The sequence below is a fragment of the Pontibacter actiniarum genome, from assembly GCF_003585765.1.
Taxonomy (GTDB): domain Bacteria; phylum Bacteroidota; class Bacteroidia; order Cytophagales; family Hymenobacteraceae; genus Pontibacter; species Pontibacter actiniarum.
In genome coordinates, this window is sequence record NZ_CP021235.1 from 1,123,165 (window position 1) to 1,140,728 (window position 17,564).

The 17,564-nt window shown below is 52.8% G+C and carries 13 protein-coding genes and 1 tRNA gene; 10 read left to right on the forward strand and 4 right to left on the reverse strand.

Annotated elements, in window-relative coordinates; genetic code table 11:
* Positions 1-18 precede the first annotated feature (18 nt).
* The gene (locus CA264_RS04860; RefSeq protein ID WP_025605082.1) at positions 19-780 is read right to left on the reverse strand and encodes a DUF2490 domain-containing protein; all 762 of its coding nucleotides are present in this window, start codon (positions 778-780) and stop codon (positions 19-21) included.
* A gap of 123 nt (positions 781-903) precedes the next feature.
* Here CA264_RS04860 and CA264_RS04865 point away from each other — a divergent pair, with 123 nt between their 5' ends.
* The gene (locus tag CA264_RS04865; protein WP_025605084.1) at positions 904-2,565 is read left to right on the forward strand and encodes an alpha-amylase family protein; all 1,662 of its coding nucleotides are present in this window, start codon (positions 904-906) and stop codon (positions 2,563-2,565) included.
* A 441-nt stretch (positions 2,566-3,006) separates the two neighbouring features.
* Here the strand turns inward: CA264_RS04865 and CA264_RS04870 are convergent, their stop codons facing one another.
* A complete protein-coding gene (locus CA264_RS04870; protein ID WP_025605086.1) occupies positions 3,007-4,608 on the reverse strand; it encodes an alpha-amylase family glycosyl hydrolase in 1,602 nt (533 codons plus the stop codon).
* Between the two features lie 1,018 nt (positions 4,609-5,626).
* Positions 5,627-5,700, reverse strand: a tRNA-Met gene (locus CA264_RS04875).
* Positions 5,701-5,835: 135 nt separating this feature from the next.
* On the opposite strand from CA264_RS04875, the gene CA264_RS04880 reads away from it, so the two are divergent.
* The 8 genes from CA264_RS04880 (at position 5,836) to bshB1 (ending at position 14,487) form a co-directional block, all read left to right on the forward strand.
* Positions 5,836-6,240, forward strand: a complete 405-nt coding sequence (locus CA264_RS04880) for an START-like domain-containing protein (protein WP_025605088.1) — start codon at positions 5,836-5,838, stop codon at positions 6,238-6,240.
* A gap of 98 nt (positions 6,241-6,338) precedes the next feature.
* Positions 6,339-7,751 (forward strand): LptF/LptG family permease, encoded by a 1,413-nt coding sequence (locus CA264_RS04885; protein WP_025605090.1) that lies wholly within the window; start codon positions 6,339-6,341, stop codon positions 7,749-7,751.
* A gap of 111 nt (positions 7,752-7,862) precedes the next feature.
* Complete coding sequence (rpsO, locus tag CA264_RS04890) at positions 7,863-8,138, forward strand: 30S ribosomal protein S15 (protein ID WP_025605092.1); 276 nt, start codon at positions 7,863-7,865, stop codon at positions 8,136-8,138.
* Positions 8,139-8,276: 138 nt separating this feature from the next.
* Entirely contained in the window at positions 8,277-10,415 is a 2,139-nt protein-coding gene (pnp, locus tag CA264_RS04895; protein ID WP_025605094.1) for a polyribonucleotide nucleotidyltransferase, read from the forward strand.
* 191 nt (positions 10,416-10,606) lie between these two features.
* Positions 10,607-11,470 (forward strand): sigma-70 family RNA polymerase sigma factor, encoded by an 864-nt coding sequence (locus CA264_RS04900; protein ID WP_025605096.1) that lies wholly within the window; start codon positions 10,607-10,609, stop codon positions 11,468-11,470.
* A gap of 149 nt (positions 11,471-11,619) precedes the next feature.
* Positions 11,620-12,558: a thioredoxin-disulfide reductase gene (gene trxB, locus CA264_RS04905; RefSeq protein ID WP_025605098.1), complete on the forward strand. Its 939-nt coding sequence runs from the start codon at positions 11,620-11,622 to the stop codon at positions 12,556-12,558.
* A gap of 141 nt (positions 12,559-12,699) precedes the next feature.
* Positions 12,700-13,749, forward strand: coding sequence for a M23 family metallopeptidase (locus CA264_RS04910; RefSeq protein ID WP_025605100.1), 1,050 nt, complete (start codon positions 12,700-12,702; stop codon positions 13,747-13,749).
* A gap of 18 nt (positions 13,750-13,767) precedes the next feature.
* Complete coding sequence (gene bshB1, locus CA264_RS04915) at positions 13,768-14,487, forward strand: bacillithiol biosynthesis deacetylase BshB1 (RefSeq protein ID WP_025605102.1); 720 nt, start codon at positions 13,768-13,770, stop codon at positions 14,485-14,487.
* A gap of 93 nt (positions 14,488-14,580) precedes the next feature.
* Here bshB1 and accC read toward each other — a convergent pair whose 3' ends face one another.
* Positions 14,581-16,077 (reverse strand): acetyl-CoA carboxylase biotin carboxylase subunit, encoded by a 1,497-nt coding sequence (accC, locus tag CA264_RS04920; protein WP_025605104.1) that lies wholly within the window; start codon positions 16,075-16,077, stop codon positions 14,581-14,583.
* A gap of 212 nt (positions 16,078-16,289) precedes the next feature.
* On the opposite strand from accC, the gene CA264_RS04925 reads away from it, so the two are divergent.
* On the forward strand, positions 16,290-17,528 hold the full coding sequence (locus CA264_RS04925) for an aminotransferase class I/II-fold pyridoxal phosphate-dependent enzyme (protein WP_025605106.1): 1,239 nt from the start codon (positions 16,290-16,292) through the stop codon (positions 17,526-17,528).
* The last annotated feature ends 36 nt before the right edge of the window (positions 17,529-17,564 follow it).

Consider the following 17,564-nt stretch of genomic DNA (forward strand, 5'->3'; position numbering starts at 1 on the left):
GTACCGGTGCCGTTTTACTTATTGAGTGGCACGCTGCTTCTCTTTTTTCTGTAAATCCAGGGTGTAAAACAGCCATGCTGTATACGTGTAGTTGTTGGTATACCTGTTTTGTACAGAGGCTGATTGTGCAAACAGGTTCATGTAGCCAACTTGCAATCTTATACTTTGCCGCTCCAGCCCCAGCATCAGTCCCAGGCGGTTTTGGTCAAAGGTGTTATGGGTGATGTTCTCCCCAAAATTTAGCATTACTTCTTCGCTTAAGAACAGGTAGGGCAACACCTCACCCAGCTTTAGCGAGGGCAGGTTTAGGCGGAGCGACTCCTGCAGGCGCAGCCGGTGGTTAAAATCATACTTTGGCTGCAGAACAGCCTGCTTTACCCGTTGTTTAAAACGCATGTCGTAGCGTAGGCGGGTGGAGAGGGTGAGGTGCTGCCCGAGTTTTGCCGGCACCAGTGCTTGTAGCCAGGGCCGGTGTTCATGCCGCTCCAGGGCATCAGAATCGGAGCCGGGCACCGTAAGCCAGGCAAAAGAGTAGCCCGCCGTGGCACTTACCCCGTGCGGCAGATGCCGAACCAACCCGATTCTGGCTACAGTGAAAAGCCCGCCTACGTGGTGCAGGTCAGTGTAGACCGCATGGTTTCTGGAGATGCGGAACGTGCCGGATACTGCTTCCCAGGCCGCGTGCGCGGCGCTAACCTCCTTACGCTGGGCCTGCGCTGCCGTGCCGCTTATAAAGCAGAGGGAAAGCAACAGTAGCACGATACGGGTAAATTTCTTCATGTTGTTTTCTCCAGGCCTTGCCGTCCGAAGCTGCGAGCGCGTTCCTGAATTTAACCTGAATACGGTGGTTTGCGTTGTCTTCTACACCAGGTGACACTTTCTTTTAACGCACTAAACAACAGCATGCACAACGACGCAGTACAGTCAGAGAACAGGTTATGGTACAAAGACGCTGTTTTCTATGCCATTGATGTGGAAAGCTTTCAGGATTCGGACGGCGACGGAGTGGGGGACTTTCAGGGGTTGATAAACCGCCTGGACTACCTGAACGACCTGGGAGTGGACTGCCTCTGGATCCTGCCTTTTTATACCACCCCAAACCGCGATAACGGCTACGATGTCCGCGATTACTACTCCATCGACAGCCGCCTGGGCCGCCTGAGTGACTTCAGCGAATTGGTAAAGGCAGCGAAAGAGCGCAACATCCGCATTCTGGTTGACCTGATTGTCCACCACACGTCAAACGAGCATCCCTGGTTTCAGGCCGCCAGTGCCGATCCGGGTTCCAAGTTCTTCAACTATTATGTGTGGCGCCCGGATAAGCCGGCCAAGGAAAGTAAGGAAAACATATTCCCGGGCCAGGAGAGTAGTGTCTGGGCATATGAGAAAAGTGCGGGAGCTTACTACCACCACTTGTTCTATGACTTTCAGCCCGACCTGAACATCGCCAACCAGGATGTGCAGCGGGAGATCATGTCGATCATTGAGTTCTGGCTTTCCTTCGGCGTGGATGGTTTCCGGGTGGATGCTGCCACGCATATACTGGACGGCAAAGGGGTGAAAGGCTCCAGGCTGAAGAGGCCGGCGCAGTTTCTAAAGCAGCTGCGCCAGGCGGTAAACAAGAAGAGCAAAGAAACCATACTTCTGGCCGAGGCAGATGTGGAGCCTGACAAAGTAGGAATCTACTATGGCAAAGGCGATCGCCTGAACATGCTGTTTAACTTTCTGCTTGATAACCAAATTTTCCTGGCGCTTGCGCGCGAGGAGGCCAAGCCGATAGCCGACTGGCTAAAAGGGCCGCTGCCGCCGGAGGACTGCCAGTGGGCCAATTTCCTGCGCAACCTGGATGAGCTGGACCTGGAGCGGCTGTCGGCAAGCGAGCGGCAGGAAGTGTTTGACAGGTTTGCGCCGGAAGAGAACATGCGTATTTTCAGTCGGGGTATCCGGCGCAGGCTGGCTCCGATGCTTCAGGGCAACCGTGCTCACCTGGAGATGGTTTACAGCCTGCTCTTCTCCATGCCGGGCTCTCCGTTGCTGGTGTACGGCGATGAAATAGGCATGGGAGAGGACCTGGAGCAAGAGGGGCGGGGCAGCGTGCGCCTGCCCATGCAGTGGAACGATGCGGAGAACGGAGGCTTTTCCGATGCACCGCGCGACAAGGTGGTGTGGCCGCCCCTGAGCAAAGGGCCCTTCAGCTATAAGAAGGTAAACGTGCAGCACCAGCACCAGCAGCAGCACTCGCTGCTGGAGTGGATGAAGAAACTGATCAGTACGCGCAAACACTGCCGCGAAATAGGCTGGGGCAAGGTAAAGCTGCTGGAAACAGATAAATCGCAGGTGCTTCTGCACTGCATGGAGTGGCAGGAAAGCATACTGGTTTTCGCACACAACCTTTCAGCCGAGAAAACAACATTTTCCCTTTCCTCCAAAGTGCTGCATCCACGTCAGTTCGTCGATATTTTTACCGACAGCGATTATCCTCCCACACAGGAAGACACGACCAGGATCGCCTTGAGTGGCTACGGTTACCGTTGGTTCCGGGTAAACCAGATCAAGTCCATGTAAGCCAGGTGCCGAAGAGTTTTGCTGGTGTTCCTGCTGTGGGGCATTAACAAAGCCTCGCTCGGATGGCCGTAAAGTATGAAAGGTGCTTTTCTCTGCCCTTTTCCTTTTGGAAGTACCATCAAGGGGAAAGGCAGATGTGCTCCTGGTTTATTAAGGCAGGTTAGCCTGATCGTTCCTTCTTCTTTGTTGTGGTAGCCAGTTGGTGCTTTGTAAAGTATAACACGAACGGACGGGTTATTCAAAGGCAGTAGCTTGGCGGCCAATGTGGGGGGCTTTAAGCCAGCTGCTGTGCAGCGAGTGGTAAAAACAAGAAAGCCTCTTGCGCAGAAAGCCACTGTTGCTTAGGCGCAAGCTTGTGTGGGTGGGAGTGTGTTTTAAGACGATGCCCTACGCCTGCTTTTAAGTATAAAGTAGGTGTAGGGCACCGCTTGCTATGGTATGTTAATCTAAAGCCACTAGTATTCCCTCATCGCCATAGAGGGTAATGTTGCCTTCAACTGTCGATTCTTCCCGTTCCGGGTCTGTTGCCAGCACCACCGTACCTTTGTAGCGCTGCCCCTGCGGCCTGAATGTGCAGGGCTTGTGGCTCAGGTTTAGGATGACCAGGAGCTGCTTTTCTTCCGTTTTGCGGACAAAGGCAAGCAGCGGTGCTTTGGTGAGCACGGGCTCGTAGTCTCCTATATTGAGCGCAGCCTCTTGCTGGCGCAGGTGAATGAGCCGGTGGTAAAAGGTGAGCATGGAGTACTGGTCTTCTTTTTGTACCTCCACGTTTACGCGGCGGAAGTTAGTGGGCAGGCGCAGCCATGGCTTGCCGTCGGTAAAGCCTGCGTTAGCGCTGTTATCCCATTGCATCGGGGTGCGCGCCGGGTCGCGGCTCAGGTCTTTGTCGGGCATGTTCAGGCCTTGCGGGTCCTGCACTTCTTCTGGCGGAATCGGTACATCGCGCATGCCCAGTTCATCGCCGTAGTACAGGGTCGGGGTGCCGCGGAGCGTGAGCAGCAGCATGCCGGCTATTTTGGCCTGGGAGTAGCCCACCCGGCTGGTGATTCGCGGCTTGTCGTGGTTGCCGATCACCCAGTTTGGCCAGCCGCCCTTCGGCAGGGCTCCTTCGTACTCATCAATATGCGAGCTGAGGGTGAGGGCGTTCCAATCCAGCGTGATCAGCATAAAGTTGAAGGGGAGGTGCGCGCCGCTGTTGTCCTGGCCATAGTAGGACACCAACCGGTGGATAGGCAGGTAAATCTCACCGATCATCACACGCTCGTCGTACTCGTCCATCACGCTGCGCATCATGGCCACTATATCGTGCACCTCTGGCTGGTCTGTAGAGAAGGCCGGGATCAGTTGGTTATAAGTAGACTCGTGCTGCTGATAGTCGGGGTTTGGCGGGTTGTCGCGAAGCTTTTTGTCCTTTATCATGTGCCACATCACATCCACCCGGAAACCGTCTACGCCTTTGTCCAGCCAGAAGCGCATGACGTCAAACATCGCCTGCTGCACCTCCGGGTTCCGCCAGTTCAGGTCAGGCTGCTCCTTCAAGAAGGCGTGGTAGTAGTACTGCTCCGTTTTTTCGTCCCATTCCCAGCCGCTGCCGCCAAACACGCTCAGCCAGTTGTTGGGTTCGCCGCCGTGCTCTGCCGGGTCTTCCCAGATGTACCAGTCGCGCTTTGGGTTGTCGCGGGAGGAGCGGGACTCCAGGAACCAGGGGTGCTCGTTGGAAGTATGGTTGGGCACCAGGTCCAGGATCAGTTTCATGTCGCGCTTGTGAACCTCCTGCAGCAGCGCATCAAAATCTTCCATGGTGCCGAATAGCGGATGGATGCCGCAGTAATCAGAGATGTCGTAGCCGTAGTCGGCCATAGGAGACGGGTAGATGGGGGACACCCACACGGCTGTGACGCCGAGCCACTTCAGGTAATCGAGGCGTTTGATAATGCCTTTCAGGTCACCGATGCCGTCTCCGTCAGAGTCCTGGAAAGAGCGCGGGTATACTTGATAGATAATGCCAGACTGCCACCAAAGGTACTGCTGTTCTTGCTTCATAGTTTAAGAGTTGTTTTAGCTGTTCTCGGTTCAGTTAGATTTCTACGCAGCTTTGCCTTTGGAGATATTAAGATCGCGGGCAGCGCCTGCAAAGCGGGTGTTGCAGCCTGTAAGGCAGCGTTCCAGCCCCGCTGTTCAGGCTTAGCTCTTGCGGCTTTATCTGCCTCCTTACTTCACTTCTTTTGCGCAGTTGCACCCCAGGTATAAGTATGGCAAAAATTATTTTATATTGACATATGGTGGCAAATGCATGATTAACAGCAGGAGGAAAGCCTGAAATTGTACTTTGTATTATGTTGTTAAAATATTTAGCGTATTTAATAAATATTTATATTTAATCATATATATTTGCATAATGTAATGTTCGAAAGAGGGATTAATGGGGATTATTTCACTTCTTCCGGCAATTCAAGATACTTCATCAAACAACAAACAACCTTCACAATGAAAACACTTTTACCAAAACTTTTCCTTCTAATCTTCATAGTAGCTATTTGCGCCTCTTGCCAGCAGCAGTCTGCCTGTGCGGCTTACGCAAGCCACAAGGTAAAGCCACTGCATAAGCCTACTTTTAACAAAGATTACGGGCGCAGATAGTAGCAACTCGTACCGGCGGCTAGTAAAGCAAATGAAAAAGCCACACCCTCAAGGTGTGGCTTTTTCATTTGGTTACTTGAGGCTTTATACTTTCCACAGGGAGTAAAGCTTTGTTCAAATCAAGGCAGTTGCTCTATAGGAAGAACGGCGGGAGGATCGTCTCTTGCCTCTGCACCTGAGCTGCCCAAGACTACTTATCTAAAGGAGCTCGGTAGCTACAGAGAAAGTTCTTCATTGCTTATTGGAGGAAGGTGGGAGACGCACATCCGCAGAGGTGATGCCTCTGCCCCTGGTGCTGTGCCGGCTAAGGCTGAGAAAAAGGTTGATGAAAGAAACAGCTTTTGAGTACGGCGGCCTGGTGAGGAGAAGATAGTGGGGTACCTTAAAAAGAAAAGGCCCTGGAAGTGCTTCCAGGGCCTTGTAGCGGGGAGCAGAATCGAACTGCCGACCTCAGGGTTATGAATCCTGCGCTCTAACCATCTGAGCTACCCCGCCGAATTGTGGTGCAAATATAGCGGATTCATTTTTGGATATGCAAGCTTTCGTTCAGAAAAAAAATATTTTATTTTCTAAATATACGTTTTGTGAAGAATTAATACTATACTTACTCAGACACTTACCATACTTACTATGACGAGAGCTACGAAGACGAAATTTGTGCGTGAGTACCCTATCAACGCCTCCGCTAAGCTGCTTTACCCTTACCTAAGCACACCCAGCGGCCTGTCGCAGTGGTTCTGTGACGACGTGAATGTAGACGAGAACAAAATTCTGAACTTTATCTGGGACGGGCGCAGCCACTTCGCAGAGGTGACCAGCCACCGCACCAACCGCTCTATCCGCTTTCTGTTTTTGAGCGACGACAAGCGCCACGTGACGGATGCCCCGTATGTGGATCTTTCCATCGAGAGCAGCGAACTTACCCAGGAGCAGTTCCTGAAAGTGGTGGACTACTCTGACGAGGACGACGAAGTGGAACTGGAGGAGCTGTGGGACAACCTGATGCAAAATCTGCGCGAAATAGTAGGCGGGTAGCAGGTTTGCAGGACTAACTGCTTATCTTTGCATGATAATTGCTGGTTTGTACCGGATTAAAAGCGGCCTGTTACATGCGGCCGCTCACGTTATTGCGCATGAAGAAACTTGATAAGCTGATACTCCGGGCTTTTTTCGGCCCTTTTCTGTTAACTTTTACGGTGGTGGAGTTTATCCTGCTCACCCAGTACATGCTGAAGTACCTCGATGAGCTGGTAGGGAAGGACCTGGGGGCGGAGGTGTTCGGCGAACTGCTCTTTTACTTTAGCATCAACATGGCGCCGGTGGCCCTGCCACTGGCTGTGCTGCTGTCTTCGCTCATGACCTTTGGCTCTCTGGGGGAACACTATGAGCTGACGGCCATCAAAACCTCCGGCATTGCCCTGCCCCGCATTCTGCGCCCTGTCCTGATCGTGGTGTCCTTTATCACGGTGGGCGCTTTCTTCTTTAACAACTACGTGGTGCCAAAGGCCAACCTGAAAGCCTACAGCCTGCTCTGGGATATTCGGCAGAAGAAACCCGCTATGAACTTTAAAGAGGGGGCCTTTTACAACGGCATTCCCGGCTATAGCATCAAGGTAAACGAAAAGATGAACGAGGGGCGCACCCTGCGCGACGTAATGATCTATGACCACACCAAGGGAGGCACCAACACCACGGTTATACTTGCCGACTCCGGTGAGATGTACATGGACCACAACGACTCCTACCTGGTGCTGGAGCTGTATGACGGCAACACCTACGTGGACCAGAACAATGCTTCTTTCCGGAACTCCAATGAGCAGTTTGTGCGGCAGGAGTTTGATGAGAGCAAGCTGATGCTGAGCATGGCCTCCTTTAACTTTGACCGTACCCGCGAGGAGCTCTTCTCGGACAACAAGATGATGAAGAACATCCAGGAACTGAACGTGGTGACAGACTCGCTCAAGCGCTACGGTAAACGGGAGGTGCAGATGTATGCCCCTAACGTGGATCCGTTTTACATGTACTTTAAGGCCGATACCGGGCAGGTGAAAAACGGCCAGCGCCTGCTGGGCAAGGAGGTGGAGCGAAAGCTGCCCGAGCCGACAAGCGAAACCATGCTGCTGGCCACCAACAAGGCCCGCAACATAAAGAGCTTTACGAGCAGCTATGTGGAGCGCGTGCACTCCACACGGCGCGAGGCCAACAACTACGAGGTGGAAATCTGGCGCAAGTTTACCCAGTCTGCCTCGATTATCATCATGTTCCTGATCGGGGCGCCACTGGGGGCCATTATCAAGAAAGGCGGCCTGGGAGTGCCGGTGGTAATCTCCATTGTGTTTTTCATCATTATGTACGTGATGACCATACTAGGGGAGAAGTGGGCGCGCGAGGGGCTTGTGTCGGTTGGCATAGGCATGTGGGCGGCCAACATGATTCTCCTGCCGGTCGGGCTGTTTTTCCTGTACCAGGCCCGCAACGACTCCAGCCTGCTGGAGGTGGACTTCTGGCGCAAGTTCATGGCCAGGCTCCGCCGGAATAAACTGTAGAAACACTATATAAAGATTCGATAAAAGTTTTTTTTGTAAAAGTAAATTATATACCTTTGTGGCTTGTATAGCAAGCTTTGCAAGATAAAAACAGATTGATATTTTTACGCAATGAGATTAACCACTGAAGCGAAACAAGAGATTTTCGAAAAGCACGGTTTCAACAAGTCTACGACTGACACAGGTTCTCCTGAAGCGCAGATCGCTCTTTTTACAAAGCGCATCGCTGACTTAACCGACCACCTGAAAACTCACAAGAAAGACTTTAGCACACGTCTTGGTCTTTTGAAACTTGTAGGTAAGAGAAGAAGACTTCTTAACTACCTCCAGAAAAATGATATTGAAAGATACAGAGCTATCATTAGCGAGCTAGGTATCCGTAAATAAGCTTATTGTGTTAGGGAATTCATACAGGGATTCCCTAATCTTTTTTTAAGCACTTCCCCTTTCCTTCCTCTGAATTGCCAGTACCGGCAGTGTTGCAATGGGTGACCCTGCCTTTTTTGATGATAACGATAATTGAAGATGTCCTACAACGCGATTAGTAAAACTATTTTTCTTCCGGATGGCCGGGAGGTAACCATTGAAACTGGTAAACTAGCCAAACAGGCTGACGGGTCTGTCGTAGTGAAAATGGGAAACACCATGCTATTGGCAGCTGTTGTTTCAAACAAAGAAGCCCGCGAAGGGGTTGACTTCCTGCCGCTCTCAGTTGACTACCAGGAGAAATTCGCCTCTTCAGGCAAAATCCCGGGTGGCTTCCTTAGAAGAGAGGCGAGACTTTCTGACTATGAAGTATTGGTTTCGCGCCTGGTGGACCGTGTGCTGCGCCCGCTGTTCCCGTCTGACTACCACGCAGAAACCCAAATGACTATAAACCTGATCTCTGCTGATACAGAGATCATGCCGGATGCCCTGGCTGCTTTGGCTGCCTCAGCGGCGCTGGCGGTATCTGATATTCCTTTTAACGGACCAATCTCTGAAGTACGCGTAGCGCGTGTTGACGGCCAGTTGGTGATCAACCCAAGCGTAAGCGACATCCAGCGTGCCGATATTGAGCTGATGGTAGGTGCCTCTATCGACAGCGTTGTAATGGTAGAGGGCGAGATGAACGAGGTGTCTGAGGCAGAAATGCTGGAGGCCATACAGTTCGCGCACGAGGCTATCAAAGCACAGTGCCAGGCACAGATCGAGTTGGCAGAAATGGTTGGCAAAACCGAGAAGCGCGTGTACTCCCACGAGACACACGACGACGAGCTGCGCCAGAAAGTATACGACGCCACCTACGAGAAGGCCTATGCAGTGGCCAAGCGTGGCAGCGCCAACAAATCAGAGCGTAAAGAAGGCTTCGGCGCCGTGCTGGAAGAGTTTGTTGCTTCTCTCGGCGAAGAGCACGGGTATGACATGGGCCTGATCAAGACCTATTACCATGACGTGGAGAAAGAGGCCGTTCGCAACATGATCCTTTCAGACCGTACGCGTCTGGATGGCCGTCAGCTGGACGAGATTCGCCCGATCTGGTCAGAGGTGAACTACCTGCCGGCTACACACGGTTCAGCCGTGTTTACCCGTGGCGAAACGCAGTCGCTGACTACTGTAACGCTGGGCACCAAGCTTGACGAGCAGATGATCGACAGCGCCATGGTGTCTGGAACCAACAAGTTCCTGCTGCACTATAACTTCCCTGCCTTCTCTACTGGCGAGGTAAGACCGAACAGAGGCCCGGGCCGCCGCGAGGTTGGTCATGGTAACCTCGCATTGCGTGCCCTGAAGAAAGTGCTTCCGCCGGAGGCTGAGAACCCGTACACGATCCGTATTGTTTCTGACATCCTGGAGTCAAACGGTTCTTCTTCCATGGCAACGGTTTGCGCCGGTAGCCTGGCCCTGATGGATGCTGGTGTGCCTGTGAAGGCTGCCGTTTCTGGTATCGCGATGGGTCTGATCACAGACGAAAAGACTGGCAAGTTTGCAGTTCTGTCTGACATTCTGGGTGATGAAGACCACTTGGGTGACATGGACTTTAAAGTAGCTGGCACAAACAAAGGTATCACTGCCTGCCAGATGGACATCAAAGTTCAGGGCTTGTCTTACGAGGTACTTAGCCAGGCGCTTCAGCAGGCTAACGCCGGCCGTCTGCACATCCTGAACGAAATGTCTAAAACCATTTCTTCTCCAAACCCAGACTACAAGCCGCATACACCACGCTCGTTCAACATCGTGATCGACAAAGAGTTTATCGGTGCCATTATCGGACCGGGTGGTAAGGTAATCCAGCAGATCCAAAAGGACACGGGTGCTACGATCATCATTGAGGAGAAAAACGAGAAGGGCCACGTGAACATCTTCGCCAGCAACCAGGAGTCTATGGACCAGGCCGTTGGTAAGATCAAAGCCATTGCCGCTCAGCCTGAGATTGGTGAAGTGTACATCGGTAAAGTGAAGTCTATCCAGCCTTACGGCGCGTTCGTAGAGTTCATGCCGGGCAAAGACGGCCTGCTGCACATCTCTGAGATCAAGCACGAGCGCCTGGAGAACATGGAAGGCGTGCTGGAGATCGGCGAAGAAGTAAAAGTGAAGCTAATTGACGTAGATAAGAAAACAGGTAAGTTCAAGCTGTCCCGCAAGGCGATTCTGCCAAAGCCGGGTGCAGAGCAGAACCAGTAACCTGCTAAAATACAACTCTTGGTGCCGGCCTCTCAGGCTTTGGAGGCACCAAGAGTTTTTTATCTTTAGTCGCCAGAGGAGAGCATCTTGATTTTATTACGAAGATGTCAGAACTTTGCGCGATTTTCTGATGTTAAGTCACCGAGCCAAATTTTAAGTTTCACAATTTTTTTGAATAACAATATACTCTGATGAGACAACTCAAGATAAGCAAACAGATAACGAACCGTGAAAGCCAATCACTGGATAAGTATCTACAGGAGATTGGTAAAGTTGATTTGCTTACTCCAGATGAAGAGGTGTCGCTGGCACAGAGAATTAAGGAGGGGGATCAGTTTGCACTTGAGAAGTTAACAAAAGCCAACTTGCGATTTGTGGTATCGGTGGCCAAGCAGTACCAGAACCAGGGCCTTTCACTAGGCGACCTTATCAACGAGGGGAACCTGGGTTTGATTAAAGCCGCCAAGCGATTCGATGAAACAAGAGGTTTTAAATTCATCTCATATGCCGTATGGTGGATCCGTCAGTCTATTCTACAGGCTTTGGCCGAGCAATCGCGCATTGTGCGTCTGCCGCTGAATCGTGTAGGATCCCTGAACAAGATCTCTAAATCATTCTCAGAGCTCGAGCAGAAGTTTGAGCGTGAGCCGTCGCCGGAAGAAATCGCCGAAGTATTGGAGCTGACCACTGCCGAGGTAGTGGACACGCTGAAGATATCCGGTCGCCACGTGTCGGTGGATGCGCCGTTTGTGCAGGGCGAGGAGAACCGCCTGCTGGATGTGCTGGAGAACGAAGACGAAGAGTCTCCGGACATGGGCCTGATGAACGACTCCCTTCGCAAGGAGGTGCAGCGCGCCCTGTCTACCCTTACCAAGCGCGAGGCCGACGTAATCACCCTGTACTTTGGCCTGAACGGCGAGCACTCCCTGACGTTGGAGGAAATTGGCGAGAAATTTAACCTGACGCGCGAGCGTGTGCGCCAGATTAAGGAGAAAGCGATCCGCAGACTTCGCCATACATCAAGAAGCAAAGCACTGAAGCCTTACCTGGGCTAGTTGCACAAAAAAAGAACAGGAAGCCCTGGCCAAAAGCCGGGGCTTTTTGTTTGCCAAGTATAATCCTGGGCTTTTTGCCGCACCCAATGCAGGCAGAGGCACAGAAATTTTGTATACTTGCAACCGAATTTCTTTTAGACAAAGCAGTAATGGAAATAGAAAAAGTAAAATGCCTTATTATTGGCTCGGGGCCTGCTGGCTACACAGCGGCTATTTATGCCTCCAGAGCCGGTCTTAATCCTATACTATACCAAGGCCTGCAGCCCGGCGGGCAGCTCACAATCACCAACGATGTAGAGAACTATCCTGGTTACCCAGAGGGAGTTATGGGGCCTGAGATGATGGAGGACTTTAAGAAGCAGGCGGAGCGTTTCGGCACCGATGTGCGCTACGGAATTGCCACGGCCGTGGACTTTTCTTCGCAGCCGCACAAGGTGGTGATCGACGACCAGAAGACGATTGAAGCAGATGCCGTGATTATCTCCACGGGCGCCTCTGCCAAGTGGCTGGGCATGGAGTCGGAGTCCAGGCTAAACGGCAACGGCGTGTCTGCCTGCGCGGTGTGCGACGGCTTCTTTTACCGCGGCCAGGATGTGGCGATTGTAGGAGCCGGCGATACCGCAGCCGAGGAAGCGACTTACCTCTCTAACCTGTGCAACAAAGTATACATGCTGGTGCGCCGCGAGGAGATGCGGGCCTCTACCATTATGCAGGAGCGCGTGCTGAACACCAAGAACATCGAGGTGCTGTGGAACACGGTAACCGACGAGATCCTGGGAGAAGACACCGTGGAGGCTGTACGCGTGAAGAACGCGGTGACGGGAGAAATGCGCGAGATTCCGGTGAAGGGCTTCTTTGTGGCTATAGGCCATAAGCCTAACTCTGATATCTTTGCTGAGTACCTCAACCTGGATGAGAACGGCTATATCCGCACAATCCCGGGCACTGCCAAAACAAACATCGACGGGGTGTTTGCCTGCGGCGATGTGCAGGACTTTACCTACCGCCAGGCCGTTACGGCTGCTGGCTCCGGGTGTATGGCCGCATTGGATGCCGAGCGTTACCTGGCCTCTAAAGGATTGCACTAACCTTTAATGCAAATAAGCAACTGGCATGCACTTTCTTAGCGGTTGTGCTGTTAGCTGTATCACAATAAAATGGCTGCGCTGCAGTTTAATTTAGCGAATGACGTGCTGTGGTAAGGCAGCGCAGCCAATCTGTTGATGCAAATGTCAAAGTATAAAGCACCCTCTATTTTTGTACTGTTTCTCTTTAGCATGCTGTGGTGTGCCGGAGGAGCCTTTGGGCAGGGGAAAGTAAAAGACCTCTTCAAGGTCAAGACCCCGAAGATACAGTACGTCCGTCCGGACACCACCATCCTCATCAAGTATGAGGACTTCCCGGATGAAGATTCTGACGCGGATCAGTCTATTTACTTCAACCCTAAGAAGGAGCTCTCCATTGTCAGCGAGGATACCTCCGAGCTGGACCTGGGGGAGCAGCACATCGTGGAGATGTCCGAGGAAGTGCTGGTGGACTCTACCTGGATTAAGATTGCCGGTTACTATGCGATTTGGGACACCCGAAACATTAACCCATACCGCATGGATGGCCGCCAGTTAAAGGATACGGTAGACATCAAGCTGTACGACCCGAAGCAGAACCGCGACTACAAAATGCCGTTGGACAAGACACCGATCACCAGCCATTTTGGTGCAAGGGGAGGCCGGTGGCACTATGGCACCGACATAGACCTGGACACGGGAGATAGCATTGTTGCAGCCTTTGATGGCGTTGTGCGGATTAATAAGTGGGATGGTGGTGGCTACGGCAACTATATCGTGGTGCGCCACTATAACGGCTTAGAGACCCTGTACGGCCACATGAGCAAGCCCATCGCCAAGCCAGGTGACTTTGTGAAGGCGGGGCAGCTGATTGGCTTAGGTGGTAGCACGGGCAGGAGCTCCGGGCCGCACCTGCACTATGAGGTGCGCTACCAGGGAAACCCGATGGACCCGGAGAACCTCTACGATTTCCCGGACTACCTGCTTAAGGGCGACAGCTACCAGATAACGGCGGCGGTTTTCAACTACTCTAACCGCGCCAGGAGCGGCACCAGCAGCAGTGGCCGCAGGGCCGCGTACCACAAAGTTCGCAGCGGCGACACTTTATCGGGTATTGCCAAGCGCTACGGCGTATCGGTAAGCCAGTTAACACGCCTGAACGGCATCAGCACGCGCACTACCCTGAGAGTGGGCAAGTCGTTGCGCATCAGGTAAATTTATACATTAAAAACCATGAAATTAGATATACTAGCCTTCGCTTCACACCCCGATGACATAGAGTTAGGCTGTGCCGGTACGCTGATTGCGCATGTGGCCGCCGGTAAAAAGGTGGGCATTGTGGACTTAACGGCCGGGGAGCTTGGCACGCGCGGTACGCCGGAAGGGCGTATTCAGGAGGCAAAAGATGCCGCAGAGGTCATGGGGCTGAGTGCCCGCGAGAACCTGGGCATGGCAGATGGCTTCTTCCAGAACGATAGGGAGCACCAGCTGATGGTGATCGAGAAGATCCGCAAGTATAAACCGGAGATCGTGATCATGAATGCCGTTTATGACAGGCATCCGGACCACGGGCGGGGATCGGAGCTTGTTTCGGAGTCCTGCTTCAAGTCTGGTCTTAAAATGATCAAAACAAAGGAGGAGGACGGGAGTGAGCAGGAGGCCTGGCGACCGAAAGTTGTGTACCACTACATTCAGGATCGCCTAATCACACCGGACCTGGTGGTGGACGTGACGCCTTACTGGGAAAAGAAGATGGAGGCCATCCGTGCTTTCAAATCTCAGTTCTACAACCCGGATGATGCCTCGCCAAACACTTATATTTCGTCGCCTGAGTTTCTGCGTTTTGTGGAGGCGCGGGCACTGGAGCTAGGGCATGCCATCGGCACAACCTACGGGGAGGGCTTTACCAAGGAACGTTACATAGGCGTAAAGAACCTGTTTGACCTGCTCTAGCAGCAGGATTACTTACAGCATAAAGTATAAAAGGCGGGGCCGCTGCACTGGTGCAGCGGCCCCGCCTTTTATACTTTATGCTGAAGAGAAGGCCTAACGTGTTCTGTTGCGGCGCCAGCTAGAGGCAGTCTCGCTTAGAGCCGTGGCCTCGGATGTGGCAGGCTTCTGCTTGTTCATCAGCATGGCGGCCAGGGCAACGGCTATCTCGTCGGCCCCTTCGTCAGGCGTCCGCTGCAGTACATCCGGGCTAAAGTGGCGCTCGATAAACTTTGTGTCGAAGTTGCCGCTCACAAACGCCTCGTGCTGTAACACATAAGAGCCAAACGGCAGCGTGGTTTCTATGCCTGTGATCTGGTACTCCTCAATAGCACGCAGCATCTTGTCGATGGCTTCCTGCCGGTCTTTACCGAACGTCACCAGCTTTGCGATCATCGGGTCGTAGTAGATCGGAATCTCCATCCCTTGCTCAAAGCCGTCGTCTACACGCACTCCAAGCCCTTGAGGGCGCTTGTACGTCTCTAGCTTGCCGATGTCCGGCAGGAAGTTGTTGGCAGGGTCTTCGGCGTAAACGCGCAGCTCCAGGGCGTGGCCGTATATCTCCAGGTCTTCCTGCTTAAAGCTAAGCGGGTTGCCTTCCGCAATAAGTATTTGCTCTTTTACCAGGTCGAGGCCGGTAATCTGCTCCGTAACCGGGTGCTCCACCTGCAGGCGCGTGTTCATCTCCAGGAAGTAGAAGTTCATATTCTCGTCCAGCAGGAACTCCACCGTGCCGGCGCCAACATAGTCGCAGGCTTTGGCCACGTTCACCGCGTTGCGCCCCATTTCCTCGCGCAGGGCAGGGGTAAGCACAGAAGATGGCGCCTCTTCGATTACTTTCTGGTGGCGGCGCTGTATGGAGCACTCGCGCTCAAAAAGATGCACAATATTGCCGTGTGTATCGCCCAGCACCTGAATCTCGATGTGGCGCGGCGAACCGATATACTTTTCAATAAACACAGAGCCGTCTCCGAAGGCAGAGGTGGCCTCGCTAACGGCCAGCTTCATCTGCTCCTCAAAAGAGGCAACGTCCTCTACAACGCGCATGCCTTTGCCGCCGCCGCCGGCGCTCGCTTTGATCAGGATCGGGAAGCCTACCTGCTGTGCGATTTGCTTGGCTTCCTCCACATCGGTGATGGCGCTCTCGGTGCCCGGCACCATCGGGATGTTATACTTGGCTACCGCCGCTTTGGCCGCCAGCTTGCTTCCCATCAGGTCGATGGCCTCCGGCGACGGGCCGATAAATATCAGGCCTGCCTCCTGCACGGCCTTGGCGAAACCGGCATTCTCCGACAAGAAACCATAGCCCGGGTGAATGGCATCCACCCCCAGGTCCTTGCACACCTGAATAATGACGTCGCCGCGCAGGTATGACTCATTGGACTTAGGGCCGCCTACGCAGACCGCCTCATCGGCAAAGCGCACGTGCAGGGCGTTGCGGTCGGCCTCGCTGTACACGGCTACCGTCTTAATACCCATTTCCTTAGCTGTTCGCATTACCCGCAGGGCAATTTCGCCACGGTTGGCTACCAGTATCTTGTTGATCTTTCTCATGCAGATGCTATGGTTTATTTTACTTCAAAGAAAAGCTTTTGAGGCCAAAGTTAAAAATACGGTGCGTAAAAATGCCCCGGAGAGTATAGGGTATAGATTGTATATGAATCGAATAAACCATAACTTTGCGCTGCATTATACCTAATTTCGTTTAATAGGGTATGAGGCGAAAAACGAATTGAAATTATCCCGATAACCTAATTATTACACAAGTGGATTTATTTGAAAAGTTGTTGACCAACAGGGGCCCACTAGGCAGCCACTCACACTACGCACACGGTTACTTTACGTTTCCTAAGCTGGAGGGTGAGATTTCTCCACGAATGAAGTTTAGAGGCAAAGAGGTGTTGACCTGGAGCCTTAACAACTATCTTGGCCTTGCCAACCACCCTGAGGTGCGCAAAGCTGATGCTGAAGGCGCTGCCGAGTGGGGTATGGCTACGCCAATGGGAGCGCGCATCATGTCCGGAAACACGAACCTGCATGAGCAACTGGAGTCTGAGCTGGCTGACTTTGTGAAGAAGGAAGACGCTATGTTGCTGAACTTCGGTTACCAGGGCGTGCTGTCTATTATTGATGCGTTGGTTGACCGCCACGATGTAATAGTATACGATGCCGAGTCGCACGCCTGTATTATCGACGGCGTAAGACTGCACCAGGGAAAGCGCTTTGTGTATGGCCACAACGATATGGAGAGCCTGGAGAAACAGCTGGAGCGTGCCACACGCTGGGCTGAGAACACAGGTGGTGCTATTCTTGTGATTACAGAGGGTGTGTTTGGCATGTCCGGTAACCTGGGCAAGCTGCGCGAAGTGGTAGCCCTGAAAGAGAAATTCAACTTCCGCCTGCTGGTAGACGATGCCCACGGCTTCGGAACCATGGGAGCCACTGGCGCCGGTACAGGTGAGCACCTGGGCTGCCAGGATGGTATAGACGTTTACTTCTCAACGTTTGCCAAGTCTATGGCCAGCATTGGTGCCTTTGTAGCCTCTAACGAGCAGGTGGTAGAGTACCTTCGCTACAACATGCGCTCACAGATTTTCGCTAAGTCGCTGCCGATGCCGCTGGTGGTAGGAGCCCTGAAGCGCCTGGAGCTGCTGCGTTCCACTCCTGAGCTGAAGGACAAGCTGTGGGAGGTGGTACACGCCCTGCAGAGCGGCCTGCGCGAGAAAGGCTTTAACATCGGTACAACAGAGTCGCCGGTTACGCCTGTGTTCCTGAACGGACAGATTCCGGACGCAACGCAACTGACGCTGGACCTGCGCGAGAACTACAGCATCTTCTGCTCCATCGTGGTGTACCCGGTAGTACCGAAGGATGTGATCATGCTGCGCCTGATCCCAACGGCTGCGCACACACTGGCGGATGTGGAAGAGACGATCAACGCCTTTGAAAAAATTGCACAAAAGCTAGACAAGGGCTTGTACTCTAGCCCGGCAGTTACGGCCTAGCAGCTTCCAGAGGCTTATATTAAAATTTCTGAATCT